Annotated in this window: 19 protein-coding genes and 1 pseudogene; 12 read left to right on the top strand and 8 right to left on the bottom strand. The window is 74.3% G+C overall.

Annotation, left to right across the window (positions count from 1 at the left end):
- Nucleotides 1-132: 132 nt before the first annotated feature.
- Nucleotides 133-2,451 (bottom strand): iron uptake transporter permease EfeU, encoded by a 2,319-nt coding sequence (gene efeU / locus ACFY2B_RS42365; protein WP_390768406.1) that lies wholly within the window; start codon nucleotides 2,449-2,451, stop codon nucleotides 133-135.
- A 189-nt stretch (nucleotides 2,452-2,640) separates the two neighbouring features.
- On the opposite strand from efeU, the gene ACFY2B_RS42360 reads away from it, so the two are divergent.
- The 5 genes and pseudogenes from ACFY2B_RS42360 (at nucleotide 2,641) to ACFY2B_RS42340 (ending at nucleotide 7,033) form a co-directional block, all read left to right on the top strand.
- On the top strand, nucleotides 2,641-3,300 hold the full coding sequence (locus ACFY2B_RS42360) for a DedA family protein (RefSeq protein ID WP_390768405.1): 660 nt from the start codon (nucleotides 2,641-2,643) through the stop codon (nucleotides 3,298-3,300).
- Nucleotides 3,297-3,899 (top strand): phosphatase PAP2 family protein, encoded by a 603-nt coding sequence (locus ACFY2B_RS42355; RefSeq protein ID WP_390768404.1) that lies wholly within the window; start codon nucleotides 3,297-3,299, stop codon nucleotides 3,897-3,899. The genes ACFY2B_RS42360 and ACFY2B_RS42355 overlap by 4 nt, the downstream gene beginning before the upstream one ends.
- Nucleotides 3,896-4,618 (top strand): annotated as a pseudogene (locus ACFY2B_RS42350) (phosphatase PAP2 family protein); the annotation flags it as partial. The gene ACFY2B_RS42355 and the pseudogene ACFY2B_RS42350, both read left to right, overlap by 4 nt.
- A 382-nt stretch (nucleotides 4,619-5,000) precedes the next feature.
- Nucleotides 5,001-5,678: a response regulator transcription factor gene (locus ACFY2B_RS42345; RefSeq protein ID WP_390768403.1), complete on the top strand. Its 678-nt coding sequence runs from the start codon at nucleotides 5,001-5,003 to the stop codon at nucleotides 5,676-5,678.
- A complete protein-coding gene (locus ACFY2B_RS42340) occupies nucleotides 5,675-7,033 on the top strand; it encodes a sensor histidine kinase (RefSeq protein ID WP_390768402.1) in 1,359 nt (452 codons plus the stop codon). Before ACFY2B_RS42345 ends, ACFY2B_RS42340 begins: the two co-directional genes overlap by 4 nt.
- 7 nt (nucleotides 7,034-7,040) lie before the next feature.
- On the opposite strand, the gene ACFY2B_RS42335 is transcribed toward ACFY2B_RS42340, so the two are convergent.
- The gene (locus tag ACFY2B_RS42335; protein ID WP_390768401.1) at nucleotides 7,041-7,868 is read right to left on the bottom strand and encodes a hypothetical protein; all 828 of its coding nucleotides are present in this window, start codon (nucleotides 7,866-7,868) and stop codon (nucleotides 7,041-7,043) included.
- Between the two features lie 104 nt (nucleotides 7,869-7,972).
- On the bottom strand, nucleotides 7,973-9,265 hold the full coding sequence (locus ACFY2B_RS42330; protein ID WP_390768400.1) for a histidine kinase dimerization/phospho-acceptor domain-containing protein: 1,293 nt from the start codon (nucleotides 9,263-9,265) through the stop codon (nucleotides 7,973-7,975).
- A gap of 167 nt (nucleotides 9,266-9,432) precedes the next feature.
- Here ACFY2B_RS42330 and ACFY2B_RS42325 point away from each other — a divergent pair, with 167 nt between their 5' ends.
- The 5 genes from ACFY2B_RS42325 (at nucleotide 9,433) to ACFY2B_RS42305 (ending at nucleotide 14,927) form a co-directional block, all read left to right on the top strand.
- A complete protein-coding gene (locus ACFY2B_RS42325; protein ID WP_390768399.1) occupies nucleotides 9,433-10,038 on the top strand; it encodes a hypothetical protein in 606 nt (201 codons plus the stop codon).
- Nucleotides 10,039-10,043: 5 nt separating this feature from the next.
- Nucleotides 10,044-10,760: an ABC transporter ATP-binding protein gene (locus ACFY2B_RS42320; protein WP_390768398.1), complete on the top strand. Its 717-nt coding sequence runs from the start codon at nucleotides 10,044-10,046 to the stop codon at nucleotides 10,758-10,760.
- A gap of 89 nt (nucleotides 10,761-10,849) precedes the next feature.
- Complete coding sequence (locus ACFY2B_RS42315) at nucleotides 10,850-11,512, top strand: ABC transporter ATP-binding protein (RefSeq protein ID WP_390768397.1); 663 nt, start codon at nucleotides 10,850-10,852, stop codon at nucleotides 11,510-11,512.
- Nucleotides 11,509-14,154: an FtsX-like permease family protein gene (locus ACFY2B_RS42310; RefSeq protein WP_390768396.1), complete on the top strand. Its 2,646-nt coding sequence runs from the start codon at nucleotides 11,509-11,511 to the stop codon at nucleotides 14,152-14,154. The genes ACFY2B_RS42315 and ACFY2B_RS42310 overlap by 4 nt, the downstream gene beginning before the upstream one ends.
- A gap of 32 nt (nucleotides 14,155-14,186) precedes the next feature.
- Nucleotides 14,187-14,927: a response regulator transcription factor gene (locus ACFY2B_RS42305; protein WP_390768395.1), complete on the top strand. Its 741-nt coding sequence runs from the start codon at nucleotides 14,187-14,189 to the stop codon at nucleotides 14,925-14,927.
- Between the two features lie 225 nt (nucleotides 14,928-15,152).
- Here the strand turns inward: ACFY2B_RS42305 and prcB are convergent, their stop codons facing one another.
- The 3 genes from prcB to ACFY2B_RS42290 all read right to left on the bottom strand — a co-directional run bounded on the left by prcB (nucleotide 15,153) and on the right by ACFY2B_RS42290 (nucleotide 18,499).
- Nucleotides 15,153-16,007 (bottom strand): proteasome subunit beta, encoded by an 855-nt coding sequence (gene prcB, locus ACFY2B_RS42300; RefSeq protein WP_390768394.1) that lies wholly within the window; start codon nucleotides 16,005-16,007, stop codon nucleotides 15,153-15,155.
- Nucleotides 16,008-16,076: 69 nt separating this feature from the next.
- Entirely contained in the window at nucleotides 16,077-17,024 is a 948-nt protein-coding gene (locus ACFY2B_RS42295) for a YbhN family protein (protein ID WP_390768393.1), read from the bottom strand.
- Complete coding sequence (locus tag ACFY2B_RS42290; RefSeq protein ID WP_390768426.1) at nucleotides 17,021-18,499, bottom strand: hypothetical protein; 1,479 nt, start codon at nucleotides 18,497-18,499, stop codon at nucleotides 17,021-17,023. The genes ACFY2B_RS42295 and ACFY2B_RS42290 overlap by 4 nt, the downstream gene beginning before the upstream one ends.
- Nucleotides 18,500-18,672: 173 nt before the next feature.
- Between ACFY2B_RS42290 and ACFY2B_RS42285 the strand changes: the two genes are divergently transcribed.
- Both ACFY2B_RS42285 and ACFY2B_RS42280 read left to right on the top strand, forming a co-directional pair.
- Nucleotides 18,673-19,056 carry a BlaI/MecI/CopY family transcriptional regulator gene (locus ACFY2B_RS42285; RefSeq protein WP_390768392.1) on the top strand — a complete coding sequence of 128 codons (384 nt, stop codon included), beginning with the start codon at nucleotides 18,673-18,675 and terminating at the stop codon, nucleotides 19,054-19,056.
- Complete coding sequence (locus tag ACFY2B_RS42280; RefSeq protein WP_390768391.1) at nucleotides 19,053-19,946, top strand: M48 family metalloprotease; 894 nt, start codon at nucleotides 19,053-19,055, stop codon at nucleotides 19,944-19,946. Before ACFY2B_RS42285 ends, ACFY2B_RS42280 begins: the two co-directional genes overlap by 4 nt.
- A 78-nt stretch (nucleotides 19,947-20,024) precedes the next feature.
- Here the strand turns inward: ACFY2B_RS42280 and ACFY2B_RS42275 are convergent, their stop codons facing one another.
- Nucleotides 20,025-22,367, bottom strand: a complete 2,343-nt coding sequence (locus tag ACFY2B_RS42275; RefSeq protein ID WP_390768390.1) for a glycoside hydrolase family 65 protein — start codon at nucleotides 22,365-22,367, stop codon at nucleotides 20,025-20,027.
- Nucleotides 22,364-23,104 carry an HAD family hydrolase gene (locus ACFY2B_RS42270; RefSeq protein WP_390768389.1) on the bottom strand — a complete coding sequence of 247 codons (741 nt, stop codon included), beginning with the start codon at nucleotides 23,102-23,104 and terminating at the stop codon, nucleotides 22,364-22,366. The genes ACFY2B_RS42275 and ACFY2B_RS42270 overlap by 4 nt, the downstream gene beginning before the upstream one ends.
- Nucleotides 23,105-23,320: the final 216 nt, after the last annotated feature.

Raw genomic sequence — 23,320 nt, 5'->3', positions numbered from 1 at the left:
GAGTGGTGTGATCCGGGGCCGGGGAGCGGTCCGGGGCGGCGGTCCGGTCCGAAGCCGCGGGGCGGTGCGGCGTGGCCGGTCGGTGCGAGGTGCGCGTGTCGGGTGGCTGCCCGTGCGGGCGCTCGGTGCTCATCAGGCGGCCTTCCGGATCTCCAGCAGGTCCGGGATGGGCGCCAGATCCTCCAGGAGCTGGCCGGTGGCGCCGTTGAGGCGGGCCCGGTCCGTCGCGTCGAGCTGCGCGACGGGCGTCCACCGCGCGTCCTGGTGGGCCGCGTCCAGGAGCTGCTGGACGCGGGCGATGTCCGCGTCGACCGTGGGCAGCAGCTTCGGTGACCGGCTGGTCAGCAACGGCCGGAGCAGGGTGAGCAGTTCCCGGGTGCCGTCGAGATTCGCGTCCGCGGTGGCGAGGTTGGTGCCGCTGCCCTCGTCGGTGTCGCCGGTCAGCTCGAACTGGAGGGTGTTCTCCAGGATCTCGTGGGCGCGCAGCGGCAGGTCGCCCGGGGCGAAGTCCTGGGTGGGGAACGCCGTACGGAGGCCCACTACGGCGTCGGCGAGTTGCTGGGCGGGCGCTGCGAGCTGGTCGGCGGACTGCCCGTGCCACAGTCCGTACTCGATCCGGTGGAAGCCGGTGAAGTCCTGGTCCTGCACGCCGCCCGCCAGGCCGTCGGCCCGGCCGTCGATCCGCTGGGCGTAGTCGGCGAAGGTGCCGTAGGCGGCGCCGAGGGAAGAGTAGGTGAGGTGGGCGGTCAGCCAGTCGGCACGGGCCCGGTCGAGATCGCCGCCCGCGATGTCGGCGCTCAGCGTGCCGGTCTGCGTGACGAGCGTGGCCAGGCCCTGGTCGACGTACTGCTGGTATGCCTTCAGGGGTCCGGCGAGGTCGCTCTCCGAGACCGGTACGACCGGCTTGGCCGATCCGCCGCCGCTGACGCTGACCGGTTCGGAGGTGACCGCCCGGCCCGTGCTCGGGACGCAGCGCCAGGCGTACGTGCCGCCCGCGACCGTGGCGACCAGAGCACGGGTGGTGCCGGGGGCCAGGCCCTCAATCTCGCCGTAGACCGCGTTGGAGGCCGGGTCGATGAGGTACACCTCGGAGGTCTTGCTGCCGGTGTTGTGCATCTGGAAGGTCTGCCGGCCGGGTTTCGGGGCGGCGAAGCCCTTGCCGCACTCGGTCTCGGAGACGGCGACGGTCTGGTCGCCGGCGGGCTTGGGACGGCCCAGGGCGACGGCCAGACCCGCGACAACCGCGGGTACGGCGACGACGGCGACCGGGATCACCCAAGCCGGCCGGCGACGGGCGGCGGCCGGCTGCCGCGCGGGCTCCGACTCGCGCTCGGGCCGCGACTCGGGCTCGGCGGGCTCGGGCTGCGCGGGGTCGATAGGGTCGGGGGCTTCGGCGGGGTCGGACCGCGCGGAGGCGACGGGGTCGGGCTCGCCGACCGCGTCGGACGCGGCCGGCTGCGGCTCGGCCTGCCCGGTCGCGGACGGCTCGGAGGACTGGGACGACCGGGGCGTCGCAGACGACTCGGATGACTCGGTCGATGCCGTCGATGTGGTCGATGTGGTCGTGACGGTTGATGCGGTCGGCTGGGACGCGGTCGGCTCGGGTCCGGTCCGCCTGGGTGCGGCCGGCTTGGCCGCGCCGGCGCGTAGCCCGCGTACGAACAAGGTCATCACCACGGCGAGATAGACCACGTAGGCGGCCGTCTGGAGCCAGGTCATGGTGGGCGTCAGGTTGAACACACCCTGCACCAGGGTGCTGTACCAGGCGCCGGCGTCGACGCTGCCACCGAGGTCCACGGCGTACGCCGTGCTCCCGGGCAGGACGCCGCCCTCCTGGAGGTCGCGCAGGCCGTAGCCGAGGACACCGGCCGCGATCACGATGAGGACGACGCCGGTCGCGGTGAAGAACTTCGTCAGGTTGATCTTCAGGACCCGGCGGTACAGACCCCAGCACAGGCCCGCCGCGAGGACCAGGCCGATACCCGCACCGGTCAGCGGCCCCGCCGACTCACCGGCGGCCTGGGCGGTGGTCCACAGGAACAGGGCCGTCTCCAGACCCTCGCGGCCCACCGCGAGGAAGGAGGTGACGACGAGCATCCCCGCGCCCATGGCGAGCGCGCCGGTGACCTTCTCCTTGATCTCGCCCGAGAGGCTGCGGGCGGAGCGGCGCATCCAGAACACCATGGCGGTGACGAACGCGACGGCGATCACGCTGAGGGTGCCGCCGAACGCCTCCTGGGCGGTCGCGGAGAGGGACGCGGCGGTGAACGTGAGAACGGCGCCGAAGCTCATCGCCAGCGCGACGGCCGCGAGGACGCCGGTCCACACCTGCGGCAATCGCGACCTGGCGTCCGCCCGGACCAGGGTGGCGACCAGAATGGAGACGATGAGTCCGGCTTCGAGCCCCTCCCTCAGTCCGATCAGGAAACTCGGAAACGCGTCGTCCCACATACCCTGCGGCCCCTTCCCTAGTTAGCGAAGGCATGCCTTACCTTCGTCGACCATGATGACTACACAGATGTAGTCATCAGGTCACGAACCGGCAATGGAGCGGCAAAAGCCGGGAACGCAGAACGCGCGCCGATCGTCTACAGTTCAGTAGACCGTCTACAGATATGTAGTCACCGAAAGGGCGCGACGTTGATCCCTCCCCCACACCTGTCGTCGCAGCTCGCTGTCAACGTGCTGGATGCCCACTCGCTGCTGGCCGCCTTCGGCGTGCTGGGCGTCGGTGTGGTCCTCTTCGCCGAGACGGGGCTGCTGATCGGATTCTTCCTGCCGGGCGATTCGCTGCTGTTCACGGCGGGCCTGCTGTGCACCGGCACGGCCGACCAGGGCCTGCGGCTGTCCTTGGGGCCGCTGCTCGTCGCCGCCGCGGTGGGGGCGCTGACCGGCTCGCAGTGCGGCTATCTGCTGGGCCGCAAGGCGGGCCGCCCCCTGCTCGCGCGCAGCCGCTCGGCGCGGTTGCAGGAAGGCGCGCAGCGCGCCGAGGAACTGCTCGACCGCTACGGCCACGCGAAGGCGATCGTCCTCGCCCGGTTCGTGCCCGTGGTGCGTACGGTGCTCAATCCGATGGCCGGGGCACTCGGCGTGCCCGCCCGGACGTTCACGGTGTGGCAGGTGATCGGCGGCCTGGTGTGGAGCGTCGGACTGACGCTCGCCGGGTATGCGCTGGGCTCCACCGTCCCGAACATCGACAAGTACCTGCTGCCGGTGATCGCGGTGATCGTGGTCGTGTCCCTGATCCCTCTTGTCGCCGAGGTGCTGCGCTCGCGCAAGGCGGCGAAGGAGGCCCGATGATCCTGGCACTCACGGGTTCGGCGGTGGACGGCGCGGCGTACAAGGACGTGGTGGGCTGGGCGCACCACGCGCCCGGCTGGTTCAACGGCGCGGTGACGGCGTGGTCGGCCTACGGCCTGGCCGTCTTCGCGGTGCTGATGGCGGTCGGCTGGTGGCGCGCGCGCCGTGAGGGAGCGACGGCGGCCATGACGGCGCTGGTCGTTCCGGTGAGCGTGCTGGTGGCCTTCGCCGTGGACACCGGCCTCAAATCACTGGTGGCGGAGAACCGCCCGTGCCAGAGTCTGCGGGTCAGCACGCTTGAGGCGTGTCCGGCGCCGGGCGACTGGTCGTTCCCGAGCAATCACGCGGCGATAGCGGCCGCCGCGGCGGTGGCGCTCTGCTTCGTCTCCGGGCGGCTGGGCGCGGTGGCCGCCGTGGCGGCGGTCGCCATGGGGGCCTCCCGTGTGTGGATAGGGGTGCACTATCCGCATGACGTCCTCGCGGGGGTCGTGGTCGGCGGACTCGTCGCGCTCGCGTCGATGACGGTGCTGCGGCGATGGCCGAGAGGACTCGCCGGGCGGCTGTCGACGACCTGGCTGCGCCCGCTCCTGGTGTCATGAACCGCAAGGGCATCACCGAACCGGCCGGCAGCACCGGTCTCGGCGCCTGGGCCGCCTTCGGGGTGCTGACCCTGATCGTGGCCGGCGCCCACGGCGCTCCGCAGTTCCTCGACGACGGCCTGCTGCACTGGTCCCTCGGCCACCGTCCGGCCGTGGCGGTGGCCGTGGCCCGTGGGCTGACCGCCACCGGCACCGGCGTGGTGCCGTACGCCCTGGTCCTGTCGGCCGCGCTGCTCACGGGGCGTACCGCGCGACAGCGGCTGGCGGCCGCGCTGCTCGGCGCGGCCTGCCTCGGCGCGGGGCAGGCCGCGCGCTACGGCGTCATGGAACTGGTCGCGCGGGCCCGCCCGCCGCGGTCCGACTGGCTGACCCACGCCTCGGGCTGGTCCTACCCCTCGGGCCACAGCACCACGGCGGCCCTCACCGCCGGGCTGGTGATCCTCGCGATCTGTCTGCGGGCGCCGCGCGGCAGGACTCCGCTGTGCCTCGCCGTCGGCTGCTGGGGCGTACTGGTCGGGCTCACCCGGGTCTATCTGGGCGTGCACTGGTTCACCGACGTGCTCGGCGGCTGGCTGTTCAGCGTCGGCTGGCTCGGCGTCTGTCTGTGCGCGGCGGCCTGGTGGCTGCCCGCACGGTTCATGTCGAGCGTCGCGAGCACCCCGGGTACCCGAGGCGCCGCGAGCGCGTCGGACATGACGGGTACGCCGGGTACGACGAGAGCGACGGGAACTCCGGGCGCGAGGAACTCGGCAGCCAGTACGCCGGAGGCACCGGCCACCCCGGACGCACCGGGTACGCCGAGGACGCCGCGCACGACCGGCACACCGGGCATCACGGGCACGGCCGACACGGCGAACTCGGCGGGCACGGCGGCGGACGTTCCGCATGCTACGGACGCCACGGATACCCGTCACACGGCCGCTGCGGGCGAACCGACCGGCACGGCGGAGACGACCGGAACGACCCGCACGACCGGAACGACCGGAACAACCGGACCGAGCGACACAAGCGGTACGACCGGAACGGCCGAGGCGGCCGGAGCGCCGCGCATGGCCGGTTCTGTGGACACAACGGATGCGGCGGAAGCGCCGGCGGAGGAACATGCGGCCCAAGATCCTGGTCGTCGAGGACGATCACGCCCTGCGTGACGTCCTGCGGCGCGGCCTGCACGACGAGGACTTCGAGACGGTGACCGCCGCGGACGGCGCCATGGCACTGCGGCTGGCGACGCCCGACGTGGCCGCGGCGGTGCTGGACGTCGGGCTGCCCGACGCGGACGGCCGGGACGTGTGCCAGGCGATGCGCGCGGGCGGATTCCTCGCCCCCGTCATCTTCCTGACGGCGCGGCACGGTCTGACGGACCGGCTGTCGGGGTTCTCCGCGGGCGGCGACGACTACCTGCCCAAGCCCTTCCACCTCAGCGAACTCGCCGCCCGGCTGCGGGCCCTGCTCAAGCGCTGCGCGCCGCGGGCCGCGGTCCCACCGGCCGCCGCCACGGCGGGCGGTCTGGTCCTGGACCCCGTACGGTACGGCGCCACCGTGGACGGCGCCCGGATCGCGCTCACCCCAACGGAGTTCCGGCTGCTCGCGGCGCTCGTCGCCGCGAGCGGCGAGATCGTCCGCCGCCGCGAACTGGTCAGGGCGGGCTGGCCGGAAGGAGCACGGGTCAGTGACAACACCCTCGACCAGTACCTGACCCGGCTGCGGCGCAAGCTGCGGACGGCGGGCAGCGGGCTGACGGTCGGCACCGCGCGCGGGATCGGTCACCGGCTCGTATGAGGATCCCGTTCCGGTGGGCGCCGCGGACCCTGCGTGGCAGGCTGTCGCTGATCGCGCTGACGACGGCGGCGCTGCTGATGGTGATTCTCACCGTGGCCTTCAACACCGTGGCCAGGCATCGTCTCCAGCACGAGGCCGACGACGAACTGCGCACCCGGGCGGCGGCCGTCGCCGGCACCGTCGACGTCCACGGCGGGACGGTACGGGTCCTGGAGACCGCCAACGACGCGCCCCTGGACACCAACGTGTGGATCTACGCGGGCCCGCGGCTGCTCGAACGCCCGGCGTCCGCGACCCGCGCCGGCGCCCTCACCGGGGCGGCCGGGGCGCTGGCCCGCGGCGGCCGGGGCTGTGCCACCGTGGACGGGCCCGATCCGGTCCGGCTGTGCGCCGAACCGGTCCCCGGCGCGGGGGCGAAGGCCGCCACGGTCGTCACGGCCCTGGACCTGTCGCCGTACCGCAGTTCCGCCGAGACGCTGCTGCTGGGCTCCTTCGCTCTGGACGTCCTCATGCTCGCCTGCACCTACGGTCTGACCCGGCTGGCGGTCGGCCGGGCGCTGCGGCCGGTGCGCACGATGACGGACCAGGCGGCACAGTGGAGCACCACGGCCTCCGACGAGCGGTTCGGCGACGTCGGGCGGCCGGCCGAACTCGCCGGGCTCGGCGCCTCGTTGGACGCCCTGCTCGACCGCATACGGGCGGTGCTGCGGCACGAGCGGCAGCTCACCGGGGAGTTGTCGCACGAGCTGCGGACACCGCTGAGCCGGATCGTCGCCGAGTTGGACTGGTGGCGTGCCCGGCCGCGGTCGCCGGCCGAGACCCGGGCCGCCCACGACGTGATCGCCGAGGCCGCCCAGTCGATGCGCACCATCTGCGACACCCTGCTCGACGAGGCCCGCGACGGTCTCGGTCCGGCCCCCGGCACGGCCGACGTGCTGCCCGCGCTGCGTCGTCTGACCGCGGCCCTGGACCCGCCCGACGGGATACGGGTCATCGTCCGCGGTCCCGACCTGCCGCTGCGGGCCGGGGTGCAGTCCGCGCTGCTGGAACGGATCGTCAGCCCGCTCGTCGCCAACGCGCTGCGCTATGCCCGCGCCGACGTCACGGTCACCGCCCGTCCGACGGCGGGCGCGGTGTGCGTCGACGTCGCGGACGACGGTCCGGGCGTACCGGAGTCGTTCACGGACCGCCTCTTCCAGCCGGGCCGGCGCGCCGATCCCTCGGACGGGCACGGCGGAGCGGGCCTCGGGCTGCCGCTCGCGCGGCGCCTGGCCCGCTCCGCCGGCGGTGAGGTGTCCTACGACCCGGGACACGCCCCCGGGGCGCGTTTCGTGGTGACGCTGCCCGCCGGATAGGGACGGCTCACGCAGACGGACGCACAGCCCGCTGCTCGGTGACGTCCTTGCGGCTCACCGTGAGGTACCCGACCAGGCCGAGGATGACCGCGAGGAACAGCACGCTGGTCACCACGGTGCCCAGGCCCAGACCGCCGTCGCCGGTCGGCTGCGAGAGGTAGTCGCCGACGGAGGCCCCGAGCGGGCGGGTGAGGATGTAGGCGATCCAGAAGCTCAGGACGACGTCGAGGCCGAGCGCGAAGTGGGCGACGCCGACCGCCGCGATGGCGAGGGCGAACAGCACGGCGGACAGCCAGTAGCCGAGGTTCATGCGCTCGGACACCAGGTCGCCGGCCGCGGTGCCGAGGGCGAAGGTGAACAGCACGGCGAGCCAGTAGAAAGCCTCGCGGGCGCCGGTGTCGATGCTGTGGATCGACAGGGTCCGCTCGCGGCGGTACCAGAGGGCGAAGGTGACCGCGAGGAGGACCGCGAACACCGTGGTGCTCGTCGTCAGCGGCACGCCCATGTTGTCGGTGAGGTTGTCGCTGATCAGTGTGCCGACGACGCTGATCAGGGCGACGGCCGTCCAGTACACGCCGGCCCGGTAGGCCCGGGTGCGGAACTGCACGACGAGTACGACCGCGAGCAGCGCGCTCATGAGCACCGACACACCGGTCAGGCCGAGGCCCGCCTTCTCGTTGAGCAGGTCGGCCGCGGTCTCGCCGACGGTGGTGCACAGCACCTTGATCACCCAGAAGTAGACGGTGACTTCGGGCACCTTGTTCCAGCGCGGCCGGCGGCCGGGCGCCGCGTCCGCGGTGTCGGCCGCAGGGATCGGGGAGGTCTCTGATGTCATGGGGCCCGACGGTGTCACCGGGCGCCTGAACGCATCCTGACCGCTCGCCGCCGGTCGCCGTCCGGTGTGCCGCCACCGGTCACCGCCCGTTGTGCCGCCACCGGTCAGCCGGCCGGCCCGAGGGGCACCAGCAGGGTGAAGGTGGTGGGCGCAGGGCGGGCGAGGGAGAGTCTGCCGTCGAGCGAGAGGGCCAGGTCGCGGGCGAGCGCGAGGCCGATGCCGGACCCGGTGCCGCCGGTGTGCCCACGTTCGAACAGCCGCGTCCCGTCCCCGGCGACCGTGCCCTCGTCGGCGACGTCGAGGGCGAGCGCGTCGCCGAGGTCGCGCACGGTGAGCCGTACCGTGCCGCGGCCGTGGACGCGGGCGTTGTCCAGCAGTACGCCGAGGATCTCGGCGACCGGCGCGCCGGGCACCAGCGCCTCCTCGGGCACGTCCCGGGCGGCGCAGACCAGGCGGCGTCCGTCGCGGGCGAGCGGCCCGTGCCAGTGTTCCTCGGCCTCCCGCAGCAGCCGGCGCACCGGCCGGTCCGGGACCGGTGGGCGGTGCAGGCCGTGGGCGCGCGCGAGCCGCAGTACCTCCTCGACCGTGCGGTGCAGCCGCCGGGAGGTGTCCAGGGCCTCCCGCAGGACCGGACGCAGCCCCGCGTCGTCCTTGGCGAGGCCGGCCTCCAGGGCGAGTTGCAGACCGGTCAGCGGGGTGCGTAGCTGGTGGGAGGCGTTGGCGGTGAAGTCCCGTTCGTGGCACAGCAGTTCGGTCAGGCCGTGCAGCATCTCGTTGTGGGTGCGGGCTACCTGGTCGACCTCGGCGATGCTGCTGGGCGCGGCCCGGGCGCCGAGGTCGCCCGCGGTGACGGCACGGCAGTGCCGGGAGAGGTGTTCCAGCGGGGCGGCGAGCGCCCGCGCCTGGCGTCGGGCGACGAGGACGGCGACGGCCAGGGCGAGGGCGCAGGCCCCGGCCAGGGCGCCCCAGCCCAGCAGGATCCGGCCGCGTACCGCGGAGACCGGTGAGGCGGCCCGTACGACGCCGATGACCTGCTCGGCGTGGGAGACGGGGACGGCGACGACCAGTTCGCCGCCGGTGCCGGTGCGCGCGACCACGGCCCCGAGCGCCCGCCGGACCGCCGGGTCGCCGGTGCTGGGTCCGGTGCCCTCGCGCAGCCCGAGCCGCGGATCGTAGAGGCCGATGCGCTCCCCGGGGTGCGGCGCGGGCAGTTCCACGGGATCGCCGGCGGTGTAGTCCGGGCTGACCCGCACCGCGGCGGACAGCGCCGCGCGCTCCAGGGCGTCGCGCTGGCCGGCGTACAGGGACGACCTGATCGCGAGGGCGAGCGGCACCGCGAGCAGGACCAGGGCGACCAGGACGGCGGTGAGGGCCACCCGCACCACGCGTTGTCTCATGCTCCTCATCATGCGGGACCCGGCAGGGGCGCAGGGGGTCCGCGGCAGGCTTTTGCCGTCGTCTAACCCGCGCCGGTCAGGGCGTTAACCGGCCCCCTCCTAGCGTCGTGGCCACGGCCGCCCGGTTCGCGGGCGGCCCCGGAGAACGGCCCAGGAGGGCAGTGGCCATGACACGCGCACGCAGTCTCGCCGTCGTCTCGTTCACGCTGGTGGTGGGGGTGACCGGTGTCGGATGCGCCACGGGGGCCGCCGCACCGCCCGCACGGCAGGGGTCGGCCCACGCCCCTTCGGCGCCGCCTCCCACCGAGTCCAACCCGCCCGGCGACATCCCCGACAACCAGGCGTACGTCACCTTCCAGGGCAACGGATTCACGGTGCGGGTGCCCGAGGGATGGGCCCGCGGCACGCAGGGCGCCGACACGGTCTACACGGACAAGCTGAACACCGTCCGGATCACGGAGACGACCGCCGCCGCGGCACCGACCGTCGCCTCGGTCGGCAAGGAGGTGGTGCCGCGGCTGCGCGGACAGGTGCCCAAGTTCGCCGCCGCCGAGGTGTCGCAGGTCAGCCGCAAGGGCGGGCAGGCCGTCCGGCTCACGTACCGGGGGGACTCCGCCACGGACCCGGTGACCGGGAAGGTCGTGCGGGACGCGTTCGAGCGGTACGCCTTCCACCGCGCCGGCCGCGAAGTGGATCTGACGCTCTCCGGCCCGGTCGGCGCGGACAACGTGGACCCGTGGCGGATCGTCACCGACTCCTTCACGTGGCGGTGAGCGGGATGACCGCCGAACGGCCGGAGGACGCCCTCACCGCCCGTGGGCTGTACCGGTTCTTCCGGGCGGGTGAGGAGGAGACGCCGGCCCTGCGCGGGGTGTCGCTGCGGGTGCGCCGGGGCGAGACGGTCGCCGTGGTCGGGCCGTCGGGTTCGGGCAAGTCGACGCTGCTGGCGTGCCTGGCCGGGCTGGACGAGCCGTCCGGCGGGGAGGTCCGGGTGGCCGGGGTGCGCATCAGCCACCGGCCGGAGACCGAACGCGCCCGGCTGCGGGCCCAGCACGTCGGTGTCCTGTTGCAGTCCCGCAATCTGCTGCCCCACCTGAGCGCCCGGGACAACGTACGGCTGGCCCAGAGCGCCGTGCGCGGCCGGCCGGCGGCGTCCGCCGGCCGACTGCTGGAGCGGGTGGGGCTCGGACACCGGGCGCAGGCGCTGCCCCGGCAACTCTCCGGCGGCGAACTGGCCCGCGCGGGGCTGGCCGTGGCCCTGGCGAACGATCCGGCGGTGCTGCTCGCCGACGAGCCGACCGGTGAACTCGACAGCGACACCGAGCGGTTGGTCCTGGAGCTGCTGCGCGACCGGGCGGCGGACGGCTGCGCCGTGCTCGTGGTGACCCACAGCGGCCAGGCCGTGCGGATCGCGGACCGGGTGCTCGAACTGTACGACGGACAGGTCCGGGAGGGCACGTCCCGGCCGGAGGAGGTACCGGATGTCAGGGGATGACGTGTGGTCACGGAGGCGGACCGCCGCACCCGGCCACACCGTGGCGGAGGGCGTCCACGGCGCTGCCGCCCGCGCGCGGGAGGTGGCCCATGGCGCCGGATGACGTGCTGGTCGAGTGCCGGGACGCCGCCCTGACCTTCGGGCGGGGCACGAACGCGGTGGTGGCCGTGCACGGTGCCACGCTGACCGTACGCGCCGGGGAGCGGCTCGCGATCGTGGGGCCCTCGGGTTCCGGGAAGTCGTCGCTGCTGCATCTGCTGGCCGGTCTCGAACGGCCCACCGGCGGCACGGTGACCTGGCCCGCACCGGCCGGGCCGCGCGACATCGGGCTGGTGTTCCAGAGCGAGAGCCTGATCCCGGCCCTCGACATCGTCGAGAACACCGCGCTGCCGCTGGTCCTTTCCGGGGTGCCCGAGGAACGGGCGCGGCGTGCCGCGCTGGACGCACTGGCGCTGGTGGCGGCCGACGACCTGGCCGAGCGGCTGCCGGAGGAGATCTCCGGCGGGCAGGCCGGGCGGGTCGCGGCGGCCCGTGTGCTCGCCCAGGCGCCCCGGCTGATCCTGGCCGACGAGCCCACCGGCCGGCTCGACCGCACCACCGCCGGCCGCGTCCTCGACGCGCTGCTCACGGCGGCCGGACGGACGGGCGCCGCGCTCGTCGTCACCACCCACGACCCGGCGGTCGCGGCCCGGCTCGGCGCACACCGTGCCATGCGCGACGGCCGGCTGCTGGTCGCCGAGGAGGCGTCATGATCATTTCCTGGGCGGGCGGTCTCGCCCGCCGTCGCACCGGACGGCTGCTGGCCGCCGCGGCCGGGATCGCTCTCGCCGTGGCCCTGATCGCCGCGCTGGGCTCCTTCCTGACCGCCTCCAAGGCCACCATGACGCAGCGTGCCGTCCGGTCCGTCGCCGTGGACTGGCAGGTCGAGGTGGAGCCGGGCGGTGACCCGGGGTCGGTGCGGAACCTGGTGCGTTCGACCCCCGGGGTGCGTACCGCGCTGCCGGTGGGACTCGCACCCAGCAACGGCTTCACGGCCACCGTGCGGGGCACCACACAGACCACCGGGCCCGGCGTGGTGCTGGGCCTGCCCGACGGCTACCGCACCGCGTTCCCCGGTGAGCTGCGCGCCCTCAGCGGCAGTGACACGGGCGTGCTGCTGGCCCAGCAGACGGCCGCCAACCTGCATGTCGTGCCCGGCGACCGGGTCGGCGTCAAGCTCCCCGGAACGAGTGGTACGCGCCAGGTCCGGGTGGCCGGGGTCGTCGATCTGCCGCAGGCCGACCAGTTGTTCCAGAAGGTCGGTGCGCCCACCCAGTCCCAGCCGACGGCGCCCCCGGACAACGTGCTGCTGCTGCCGTCGGCGGAGTTCGCCTCGCTGACCCGGACCGCCACCGGCGTCGGCACGCAGATCCATGTGGCCCGCGACGGAGCGCTGCCCGCCGATCCGGCCGCCGCGTACACCTCGGTCACCCGGGCCGCGCACCACCTGGAGGCCAGGTCCGCGGGCGGTGCCGTCGTCGGCGACAACCTGGGGGCGGCCCTGGACGCGGCCCGGCAGGACGCGCTCTACGCGCAACTGCTGTTCCTGTTCCTCGGCGTGCCCGGTGCCGTGCTGGCCGCGGCCCTGACCGCGGCGGTCGCCGCCGCGGGCGGTGAACGGCGCCGTCAGGAACAGGCGCTGCTGCGGCTGCGCGGGCTGCGGCCCGGCCGGATCGTGGCGCTCGCGGGTCTGGAGGCGGCGCTGGTGGCGGCCGTCGGCGGCCTGGCCGGGCTGGGCATCGCCGCGCTGACCGGCCGGATCGCCTTCGGTACGGCCTCCTTCGGTGCCGGGGCGGGCAGTTGGGGTGTCCGGTACGGCGGCGCGTTCGCGCTCGGTGCCGCGGTGGCCGCGGGCGCGGTGCTCGTTCCGGCGGTGCGCGACCTGCGGACGGTGACCGTGGCCGACGCCCGGCGGCCGGGCCGCACCGGCCGCACTCCGTGGTGGCTGCGCTTCGGCATCGACGTCCTGCTGCTGATCGGCGCCTGGCTGGTCTTCCGGGCCTTGGCCGGCAATCAGTACGCCCTGGTCCTCGCGCCCGAGGGGGTGCCGAGCATCTCCGTGTCGTACTGGGCGTTCCTGGGCCCGGCGCTGCTGTGGGCCGGGGCGGCGCTGCTGCTGTGGCGGCTGACGCTGCTGGCGCTGACGTACGGGCGGCCGGTGCTCGCCCGGCTCGCCCGCCCGTTGACCGGGACGCTGGCGGGCACCACGGCGGCCATGCTGGCCCGCAGGCGGCGCCCGCTGGCCCGTTCCGTGGTGCTGCTCGCGCTGGCGGCGGCGTTCGCGGTGTCCACCGCGGTCTTCAACGCCACCTACCGGCAGCAGGCGGAGGTCGATGCCCGGCTGACCAACGGGGCCGACGTCACCGTCACGGAGCCGCCCGGGGCCGGCGTCCCGCCCACCGCGGCCGACTCCCTGCGGGTCGCCGGGGTACGGCATGTCGAGCCGCTCCAGCACCGGTTCGCGTACGTCGGCTCGGACCTTCAGGACCTGTACGGGGTGCGGCCCGACACGATCGCCTCGGCGACCTCGTTGCAGGACGCGTACTTCTCCGGCGGCACCGCCCGGGAACTGATGCGGACACTGGCCGAGCGGCCCGACAACCTGCTGGTGAGCGCCGAGACGGTGACGGACTTCCAGCTCTCCCTCGGTGACACGGTCAACCTGCGGATCCAGGACGCGGGCACGAAGGCGCTGCGGACGGTCCCCTTCCACTACGCCGGGATCGTCAAGGAGTTCCCGACCGCGCCGAAGGACAGCTTCTTCGTCGCCAACGCCTCCTACCTCGCGCGGGCGACGGGCAGCGACGCGACGGGCGCGTTCCTCGTCGACACCGGCGGCAGCGGGCAGCGGGCGGTCGCCGACCGGCTGCGGCAGCGCCTGGGCACGGATGCCACGGTCACCGATCTGACCCAGACCCGGGGCACCATCGGGACGAGTCTGACCTCCGTCGACCTGGGCGGGCTGACCCGGATCGAGCTGGTGTTCGCGGTGCTGCTGGGGGCCGGGGCGGGCGGTCTCGTGCTGGCGCTGGGGCTGGCCGAGCGGCGCCGGACGTTCGCGGTCGCCACCGTGCTGGGCGCCACCCGGCGCCGGCTGCGCGGCATGGTCCTCACCGAGGCGGCGCTGCTCGCGGTGGGCGGTCTGGGCGGCGGGGCGCTGATCGGCTGGGTGCTGTCCGAGATGCTGGTGAAGGTGCTCACCGGGGTCTTCGACCCGCCGCCCGCCGCGCTCTCGGTTCCCGGCGGCTATCTCACGCTCGGCGCGCTGACCGCGGTGGCGGCGGTGTTCGCCGCCGCCGTGGCCGGTGTGCGGCAGGCGGGCCGGCCGGCCGTGGAGGAACTCCGCGAGCTATGAGGGCACGGACCGCCGCCTCTACGCTGGCCGACATGCGCATACCCGCGGTATCACCGGACCCCCGCCGTTTCCGCGTCCTCGTCGTCGAGGACGACGACACCATCGGCCGGCACCTGGAGACCGGTCTGCGCGCCAACGACTACGAGCCGACCTGGAGTCGTACCGGGTCGGGTGCGCTGGCCGAGGTCGAACGGGCGCCGTACGACGCGCTGCTGCTGGACCTGGGCCTGCCGGATCTGGACGGCCTCGACGTCGCCCGGAGGCTGCGGGACCGGTTCCCCCATCTGCTGATCGTCGTCCTCACCGCCCGTACGGACGACATCGACGTGATCGCCGGGCTGGAGGCGGGCGCGGACGACTATCTGGTCAAGCCGTTCACGCTCAGCGTGCTGCTGGCCCGGCTGCGGGCACACCTGCGCCGCCGGTACGTCGCGGCCCCGCTGGACGAGCCGGTGCTTCTGGGGGACCTGGTCCTCGACGTGCCGGCCCGGCGCTGCACCCTGGACGACACGGAAGTCCCGCTGCGGCCGAAGGAGTTCGACCTGCTGGCGCTGCTCGCCCGGTACGCGGACACGGCCGTGACCCGGGAGGCGCTGATGGCGCGGGTGTGGGACGAGAACTGGTTCGGCTCGACGAAGACCCTCGACGTCACCATGGCGAGCCTGCGCCGCCGGCTCACCGACGCGGCCGAGTCCGTGCCGCGTGCGGTACGGCTGCCCCGGATCACCACCCTGCGGGGGCACGGCTACCGGCTCGAAACCGATCCGGCGTAGGCATCTCGCCCGAGGGCCCAAGGCCCAACGCCGAAGGTGACGGCGACGGCGGAAGCCGGAAACCGGAGGACTCCAGGGCCCGAAGTCCCGAAGACGCACAGGCCCGAAGGCGCGCAGGAACGCCCGGCCGGCGGGGCGGGCCGACCGGACGGACCGACGGGCCGGGTCCGGTGGCAGGCCGGGCCCGCGCGGGGTTCCCAGTGGCTCAAGGTGACTCAGGGCGGCTCAGGGCGCGACGCCGGGCCCGTCCGGACGGCTGCGGCGTTGCTCGATCATGTCGCGGCTGAGCCCTTCCGTCTCGGCCTCGGGCAGTCGCTCGAAGCCGTCCTCGGTGATAACCGAGACCACGGGGAAAATCCGGCGGTTGAGGTCGGGGCCGCCGGTGGCGGAGTCGTCGTCGGCCGCGTCGTACAGCGCCTGGAGGGCCGCCAGGGCGGCCTCCCGGCGGGGCAGGCCCGGCCGGAACAGTTTCTTCAGCGCGCCACGGGCGTACGGGGAGCCGGAGCCCTCGGCGTGGAAGCCGGACTTCTCGTAGCGGCCGCCGGCCACGTCGAAGCTGAAGATGCGGCCCCGTCCGCCGCCGGGCGCGGACCGGTCGTAGCCGGCGAGCAGGGGGACGACCGCGAGACCCTGCATGGCCTGGCCGAGGTTCTGCCGGATCATGCCGGCCAGCCGGGTCGCCTTGGCGCCCAGGGTCATGGGGATGCCCTCCACCTTTTCGAAGTGGGCCAGTTCGACCTGGTAGAGCCTCACCATGTCCAGCGCGAGCCCGACGGTGCCCGCGAAGGCCACCGCCGTGTGATCGTCCGCGGGATGCACCTTCTCCAGGTCGCGCTGGGCGATCAGGCTGCCCAGGGTGGCCCGGCGGTCGCCGGCGATCAGTACGCCGTCGCGGTAGACGAGGGCGAGGATCGTGGTGCCGTGCGGGAACCGGTCGGAGTCGGCCCGCACCCCGTCCGGGAAGGGACGGCGCGTCGGCAGCAGCTCCGGCCGGTGCGCGGCGAGGAACTCGGTGAAGGACGCGGTGCCGGGTGTGAAGAATTCCGCCCCCAGCCGCCCGCCGGTGTCCTCTCCTGTCATGGCATGCCCCCTTCGTCGTCGGCAACGGGGTTCCTACCTTTCGCGGGCGCGCGGGAAACGCCGGTCCGCTCACAGGGCCTTGCGGCGCACCAGCAGCCCGAGCACCAGCAGTCCCGGAATGAGCGGCAGCCACACGGTCAGCAGGCGGTAGCCGAGGACGGCGGAGGCCGCCGCGGCGCCCGGGGCTCCGTCGGCGGTGAGCGCGAAGGCGAGTGCGGCATCCAGGGAGCCGAGGCCTCCCGGGGTGGGCAGCAGGGCGGCGGCGCTGCTCGCGGCGAGGTACAGCAGCGCCACCCGGACCGGGGGCAGCGGCAGTCCGACGGCCTGGCAGACGGCGATCAGCACCAGGGCGTGCGCCGTGGCGAAGGCCAGCGAGCCGCCCCACAGGGCGGCGGCGCGGGGCGGGTTCGTGTGCACGGCGCGGATGTCGGCGAGCACCATCCGCAGGGCCCGCCGGCAGCGGGGCCACAGCCTGGAGCGCAGCAGCACGGCCAGCAGGACGAGGGCGGCCGGTCCGACGGCGAGCACGACCGGGGAGACCCTCGGCAGGCTCAGCAGGCCCGGACAGGCCAGGGTGAGTGCCGCGACGAGCGCGCCGCGGGCGACGCCGCCCGCGGTGGCCTTGACCGCGACGGCGCTGGCGGCGCGTCCGGCCGGGAGGCCGCAGCGCATCAGGAAGCGGAGGTTGACGGCGCCTGCGCCCAGCCCGGCGGGCAGTACGTGGTTGGCGGCGGAGGCGGCGAACTGCGTGGCGACCAGCCGGCCGCCGGGCAGCCTGCGCGGGACCGCGCCCTGCTGGGCGAGCGCCGAGAACGCCCAGGTGGCGATCGCCGCCGTGGCTCCCACCAGCAGCCAGCCGTGGTCGGCGACGGCCAGCCGCGCGGCACCGGTCCGCACCGTCGGCCAGTGGCGCCGCGCCAGGTAGGCGGCGACCGCCAGGACGGCGAGGGAGCCGGCGGTGTGCCAGTAGGCGCGGCGGCGCCCGGCGGCGGGGGCGAGGTCGGCCGGGGCCGTCATGAGCCGGCCGCCGGAGTGGCGTAGTACAGGCGCAGTCCGCCGACGGACGTGGACGGCCAGGAGCGGGCGTACGCGGGTGGCCGGTCGCCGGCCGTGACGAGTGCGGCCACCGGGGTGCTGCGCGCGGTCCGTTCGATGTCGGCCCGGGTCGAGTTGGCGTTGTGGCCCGAGGTCGCGGCGGAGGAGCAGCCGGCGTAGAAGGCGATCGGGATGGCGTCGTGCCCGGTGAGCAGACAGGGCGCGCGGACGCCCAGGCGGTGCAGTTCGTCCGCGGTGCGCGACCAGTCGCGGCGGGCGGCCGTGGTGCGGCCGACGGTGTTCTCCAGGACGGCGAGCTGCACCGCGAGGTGGGCGGCGAGTCCGATCGCGACGAGGGTCACGGCGAGCGGCCGCCGGGCCGGGGCGGTCGCGGTCACCAGGTGGCCGAGGGCCGCGGCCACCGGGACGGCGAGCAGGGCGTAGGCGGGCAGCAGGAAGCGGGGCGCCGCGTAACCGATCATGAACAGATAGGGGAAGGCGGCGGTCGCCGCGCAGGCCAGCAGCAGCGCGGTGGGAGCGCCGCGCCGGGCCCGGACGGCGACGGCCAGGCCGTACAGGGCGAGCGCGGGGAGCACGAACCACCACACCATGACCACCGGGTGGGGCATCGCCCCGGTGCACGGCCGGCACAGGGCCCGTCCGCCCAGGCTGCGCAGTTGGTCGGTGACGGCGAAGTGCCAGCCGAGGCCGCCCTGGATCGCCGAGCCGTCGGACAGCCGGCGGGCCAGGCCGCCGTAGCTCACGTACGCCTCGGCCACCCACTCGACGGCGCCCGCGGCGAGGCCCGCCAGGAGTGCGACGAGCGGGCGCCAGTGGCGGCGGCCGACTGCCAGGGCGAGCAGTGGCAGGCTCGTCCAGACCGCGTCGGTGGGCCGCATCCAGGCCATCAGCGCGGCGCTCGCGGCCAGTCCGCACAGTGCGGCGCGGTCGGCCCGGTCGGCGCGGGCGCGCAGGAAGCAGGCGACGGCGGCGAGCGCGCCGACGGCGACCCAGTAGTTCGGCATGGCCTGCGGGCCGTAGAAGAGTGTCACCCAGAGCGAGGCGAACAGGGCGCCCGCCAGGGCCAGGACGCGCACCGGGAAGAGTCCTCGCCAGGCGCGCAGCGCCAGGAACAGGGCGAGTCCGGAGAGTAAGGCGAGGTAGCAGCGCAGCAGGGGCGTGTTGGAGGACCATGCGGCGACGGGTGCGACGAGCAGGGAGATGCCGCGGGCGCGGGGAGCGCTGAAGAAGGCGGCGGGGGCGTGGCCGCTGACCTGGCTCACGTACACGGTCTCGTCCCAGCCGAGGCCCATTCCGGGGCGTACGAGGACCAGTTGGGCGAGGGTGAAGGCGACCGCCACGAGAGCGAGGGGGCGCCGGGCGCGGGCGGCGTCGGATCCAGGTCGCCGTCGGTCGCGGCCCGCCCCGGCGAGTGTGACGTTCGCGCTGCCGGCCATCATCCACCCACCCCTCCACCCCTACATCGTGTAGGGTTTCTGACACCCTACAGGCTGTAGTACCGAGGGTGGGAGTCGACGACAAACACGATCAAACTAACCCGCATCGGGCGGCCGTCGGTGGCGGACACGACGGGCCGGTCGATGGCACTACGCACTGTAAGGTTGGGGGCATGGCTGGCACGGGTTCCCGCGACAGGGCGGAACGGCGCAGCGCCGGGGAGTTGGAGAGCGAGGTGCTGGCCGCGCTCTGGGCCACCGAACGGCCGCTGACCCCCGCCGAGATCCAGGCGGAGCTGGACGGCGGACTCGCCTACAACACGGTCCACACCATTCTCAAACGACTGTACGACAAGGGGCTCGTGCTGCGGGACGCCGACGGGCGGCGCGGCGCGTACCGGCCGGTGAAGAACGCCGCCGAGCTGACCGCCGAGGCGATGCACGAGGCCCTGGACCGCGGGCCGGACCCGATCGCCGCCCTCCAGCAGTTCGTGTCCGGACTGAGCGCCGAGGAGGAACGGGCGCTGCGCCACCTGCTGGGCGGCGGCGCCGCATGAGGGTCGACGTGTACACGCCGCTGCTGCTGTCGCTGCTGCTGCCCGTCGTCAGCCCGGCGATCGGGCGCCGGGTGGCCCCGGCGCTGGCCGCCCGCGTACTGGCCGCCGCGGCCGTGCTCACCGCCGCGGCCACCACCTGGTCCCTGGTCCTGCTGGCCACCACGCTGGTCGGCAGCGCGCCCTCGGCGGTCGCCGAGGCCAGGGAGGACGGACACCGGCTGGCCGACCCGGTGCCGGAGGCCATCGGGGTCGCGGCGTGCGTGGCACTGGCCGCCGTCGCCTGGCGGGTGCACCGCGCCGTGCGGGCCGAGCGCGCCACCAGGCGGGCCCTGCGGCACCTGTGCCAGGGGCATCCTGCGGACACCGAACTGATCGTCGCCGCCTCCTCGGTGCCGCAGGCGTTCGCCATCCCCGGGCGGCCGGGACGGATCCTGGTCACCTCCGCGATGCTGGGCGCCCTGGAACCGGCCGAGCGCCGGGTGCTGCTCGCCCACGAACGCGCCCACCTCGCCCACCGCCACGGCACGTTGGTGACGGCGGTCACGCTCGCCGCCGCGGCCGATCCGCTGCTCGCCCCGACCCTGCGGGCCGTCGTCTTCCTGGTGGAGCGCTGGGCCGACGAACAGGCCGCGGCCGCGGTCGGGGACCGCACGGCCACCGCCCGCGCGCTGGCCCGCGCCGCGCTCACCGCGTGCCGCAGCCGGCCACGGCGCGCCCTCGGCTTCACGGACCGGTCCGTCACCCGCCGGGTCGCCGCCCTGCAGACGACCCCGCCCCCGCGCCTGTGGTCCCTCGCGCTCGCCGTCCTCGCCCTCGGCGCCCTGTCGGCCGTGTGCGCCGCCGACGCCACGGACGACCTCTTGGCACTGCTGGCGAGCGTGCTGTTCTGAGGACGCCCCGGCAGGCGACCGGCGTTTTCCCGCCGGGGCCGGGCCCCGCCGGGAAAACGCCCGCGGACGTCCCCGCCGTCAGGCCCGGTCCGGGCGGCGGTGCAGCGGCTGCGTGGGGGCCGGGCGCGGTCCGAGGGGCGGGACCGCGCGGATCACGGGTTCGTCGGTGCTCACGGTCAGCGGCTCCCCGTGGTGGTGGAGCGCGAGCGACGGCCCGTCCAGCAGCGTGTAGCTCACCTTGTCCGCGCGGATCTCCACGCGCAGCGTGCGGCCGCGGTAGGCCAGGTTGAAGGCGAGCCGGCTGATCCGCTCCGGCAGCCGCGGGGCGAACCGCACCCCGCCCTCGCGCCGGCGCAGCCCGCCGAAGCCCGCGACGAGCGCCATCCAGGTACCGGCCAGCGACGCGATGTGCAGTCCGTCACGGGTGTTGTGCTCCAGGTCCGCCAGGTCCATCAGCGCGGCCTCGGCCGCGTAGTCGTGGGCGAGTTCCAGATGGCCCGCCTGGGCGGCGATGACGGCCTGGCAGCACGCCGACAGCGAGGAGTCCCGCACGGTGAGCGCCTCGTAGTAGGCGAAGTTGCGTGCGACGTGCTCCTCGTCGAAGAACTCGCCGCAGGTGTACATGGCCAGCACCAGGTCGGCCTGTTTGATCACCTGCTTGCGGTAGAGGTCGAAGTACGGGAAGTGCAGGAGCAGCGGGTACTGGTCGGGCCGGGTGCGCTCGAAGTCCCAGCGCCGGTGCCGGGTGAAGCCGGCGTGCTGTTCGTGCACGCCGAGTTCGTGGTTGTAGGGGACGTACATGGCCTCCGCCGCGTCCCGCCAGGCCGAACTCTCCTCCGCGTCGACGCCGAGCCGGTCCGCCTCCCGCGGGTGGCGTTCGACGGCGTCGGCGGCGGCCAGCAGGTTCTCGCGGGCCATGAGGTTGGTGTACGTGTTGTCGTCGACGACCGCGCTGTACTCGTCCGGGCCGGTCACGCCGTCGAGGTGGAAGGCGCCGTGCGGGTCGTGGTGGCCCAGGGAGCGCCACAGCCGGGCGGTCTCTACCAGCAGTTCGACCCCGACCTCGCGCTCGAAGCGCTCGTCCCCCGTGGCCGCCGTGTAGCGCAGCGCGGCGATCGCGATCCCGGCGTTCACGTGGAAGGCCGCGGTGCCGGCCGGCCAGTAGGCCGAGCCTTCCGAGCCCTCGATGGTGCGCCAGGGGAACGCGGCCCCGTCCAGGCCCAGTTGGGCCGCCCGCTCGCGGGCGGCGGGCAGGGTGTCGTGCCGCCAGCGCAGCGCCTGAGCAACCGTCTCGGGCGCGGTGCAGGTGAGCACGGGCAGCACGAACATCTCCGTGTCCCAGAACGCGTGCCCGTCATAGCCGGACCCGGTCAGGCCCTTGGCCGGTACCGCCCGCCGCTCGGCGCGGGCCCCGGCCTGGAGCACGTGGAACAGGGCGAAACGGACGGCCTGCTGGATCTCCTCGTCGCCGTCCACCTCGACGTCCGCGCGGCCCCAGAACTCGTCCAGGTAGGCCCGCTGCCCGGCCAGCAGTCCGGACCAGCCGTCGTGTGCGGCGGAGGCGAGGGCCGCGTCGACCTGGTCGCTCATCGCGGGCCGGGAGCGGGTCCCGGACCAGCCATGGGCGACCAGCTTCTCCACCCGCAGCCGCCGGCCCGGCTCCAGCACGGAAGTGACCGTCAGCCGGGCCACGTCGGCGCCGCTCTCGCTGCTGGACGTGGTCCCCTCCGGACCGTCCACCACGTGATCGGCGGCCACGGCGACCCGCAGGCCGCTGCGCCGGGTGCGGTGCACCAGCCGCAGCCGGTGGCCCGAGGCGAAGTCCGTCTCCGGCTCCAGCGGCGACTGGAGTGCCATCGCCGCCCTCGGGTCGCCGTCGGACTCGGGCAGTTGCTCGTTGGCGACCAGTTCCGACTGGATCACCACGCGGGTGCTGCGTCCGACGGCCTCCACCTCGTAGGCCACGGCGGCGATCGCCCGCTGGGTGAGCGAGACCAGCCGGGTGGAGCGGACCCGCACGGTGGAGCCGGCCGGCGAGGTCCACTCGCAGGTCCGCTCCAGCACGCCGCGACGCAGGTCCAGCTTCCGTTCGTGGGAGACGAGCCGGCCGTAGCGCAGGTCGAACGGCTCGTCGTCGACCAGCAGCCGCAGGACCTTGCCGTTGGTGACGTTGATGACCGTCTGTCCCGACTCCGGGTAGCCGTAGCCCGCTTCGGCGTACGGCAGGGGGTGCACCTCGTGCACGCCGTTGAGATAGCTGCCGGGCAGCCCGTGCGGTTCGCCCTCGTCGAGGTTGCCGCGCCAGCCGACGTGCCCGTTGGACAGGGCGAACACGGACTCGCTCTGCGCCAGGACGTCAAGGCCGAGGTCCGTCTCGCGTACGGTCCACGGCTCGACCGCGTACGAACGGTGAGTGATCATTCCGTGCCCCCCAACTCCGCCAGATCCGCGACGACCACGTCGGCGCCGTGCGCGTACAGCGCGTCGGCGTGTCCGACCCGGTCGACACCCACGACATACCCGAAGTGGCCGCTGCGACCCGCGTCCATGCCGGCCAGGGCGTCCTCGAAGACGGCGGCCTGTACGGGCGGTACGCCGAGATCGGCGGCGGCGGCCAGGAAGGTGTCGGGGCGCGGCTTGCCCGGCAGCCGGCGCTCGGCGGCGACCACCCCGTCGATCCGGACGTCGAACAGGTGCTCGGCGTCGATGGAGCGCAGCACGTCGAGCGTGTTGGCGCTGGAGGAGACGATCGCGGTGCGCAGCCCCCGCGCCCTGGCGGCCTCGACATAGCGCAGGGTGCCCGGGTACGGCTCGACGCCCTCGGTGCGGATCTTCGCCAGGAGCAGGAGGTTCTTGCGGTTTCCGAGCCCGTGCACGGTGGCGGCGTCGGGTGGATCGTCGGGCCGGCCCTCGGGCAGGTCGATGCCGCGCGCGGCGAGGAAGGTGCGCACGCCGTCGGCCCGGGGGCGGCCGTCGACGTACTCGGCGTAGTCGGCCGCGGCGTCGAACGGGCGGAAGTCCTCGCCGTCCCGTTCGCGCAGGAAGGCGTCGAACGTCTCCTTCCACGCGGCGGCGTGGACGGCGGCGGTCTTGGTGACGACGCCGTCCAGGTCGAAGAGGCAGGCAACGATGGGGGCGGGCAGGCCGAGCTGTGTCATAGCAGCACTCTTCCCCACGGAACGCACCCCAGCGGGTGGCGTGTGCCACACCGGGCACGCTTGTCAACAAAGTCACATTCGCCGGGTATGTACGTGAATGCCGACGGAACGGCGCGTGCTTCTAGTAGGGCTTTGTTAGGTCTTGTGGTGGGGTTCGGGTGTGGGCGCGGGTTGGCCGCATATCGAGCAGGCGCCGGTCCAGGTGGCCAGGATCTT

It is taken from the genome of Streptomyces sp. NPDC001270 (assembly GCF_042896695.1).
GTDB lineage: Bacteria > Actinomycetota > Actinomycetes > Streptomycetales > Streptomycetaceae > Streptomyces.
This window is presented reverse-complemented; position numbering and strand designations above follow the sequence as displayed.

Bases quoted from the DNA above. Each gene is read 5' to 3' on its own strand.
- ACFY2B_RS42280 (WP_390768391.1), top strand. From the start codon at position 19,053: ATGAGGGTCGACGTGTACACGCCGCTGCTGCTGTCGCTGCTGCTGCCC.
- ACFY2B_RS42290 (WP_390768426.1), bottom strand. From the start codon at position 18,499: ATGGCCGGCAGCGCGAACGTCACACTCGCCGGGGCGGGCCGCGACCGA.
- ACFY2B_RS42340 (WP_390768402.1), top strand. From the start codon at position 5,675: ATGAGGATCCCGTTCCGGTGGGCGCCGCGGACCCTGCGTGGCAGGCTG.
- ACFY2B_RS42305 (WP_390768395.1), top strand. From the start codon at position 14,187: ATGCGCATACCCGCGGTATCACCGGACCCCCGCCGTTTCCGCGTCCTC.
- ACFY2B_RS42315 (WP_390768397.1), top strand. From the start codon at position 10,850: ATGGCGCCGGATGACGTGCTGGTCGAGTGCCGGGACGCCGCCCTGACC.
- ACFY2B_RS42320 (WP_390768398.1), top strand. From the start codon at position 10,044: ATGACCGCCGAACGGCCGGAGGACGCCCTCACCGCCCGTGGGCTGTAC.
- ACFY2B_RS42310 (WP_390768396.1), top strand. From the start codon at position 11,509: ATGATCATTTCCTGGGCGGGCGGTCTCGCCCGCCGTCGCACCGGACGG.
- ACFY2B_RS42295 (WP_390768393.1), bottom strand. From the start codon at position 17,024: ATGACGGCCCCGGCCGACCTCGCCCCCGCCGCCGGGCGCCGCCGCGCC.
- ACFY2B_RS42345 (WP_390768403.1), top strand. From the start codon at position 5,001: ATGCGGCCCAAGATCCTGGTCGTCGAGGACGATCACGCCCTGCGTGAC.
- ACFY2B_RS42355 (WP_390768404.1), top strand. From the start codon at position 3,297: ATGATCCTGGCACTCACGGGTTCGGCGGTGGACGGCGCGGCGTACAAG.
- ACFY2B_RS42270 (WP_390768389.1), bottom strand. From the start codon at position 23,104: ATGACACAGCTCGGCCTGCCCGCCCCCATCGTTGCCTGCCTCTTCGAC.
- ACFY2B_RS42325 (WP_390768399.1), top strand. From the start codon at position 9,433: ATGACACGCGCACGCAGTCTCGCCGTCGTCTCGTTCACGCTGGTGGTG.
- ACFY2B_RS42330 (WP_390768400.1), bottom strand. From the start codon at position 9,265: ATGAGACAACGCGTGGTGCGGGTGGCCCTCACCGCCGTCCTGGTCGCC.
- ACFY2B_RS42275 (WP_390768390.1), bottom strand. From the start codon at position 22,367: ATGATCACTCACCGTTCGTACGCGGTCGAGCCGTGGACCGTACGCGAG.
- efeU (WP_390768406.1), bottom strand. From the start codon at position 2,451: ATGTGGGACGACGCGTTTCCGAGTTTCCTGATCGGACTGAGGGAGGGG.
- ACFY2B_RS42285 (WP_390768392.1), top strand. From the start codon at position 18,673: ATGGCTGGCACGGGTTCCCGCGACAGGGCGGAACGGCGCAGCGCCGGG.
- ACFY2B_RS42335 (WP_390768401.1), bottom strand. From the start codon at position 7,868: ATGACATCAGAGACCTCCCCGATCCCTGCGGCCGACACCGCGGACGCG.
- prcB (WP_390768394.1), bottom strand. From the start codon at position 16,007: ATGACAGGAGAGGACACCGGCGGGCGGCTGGGGGCGGAATTCTTCACA.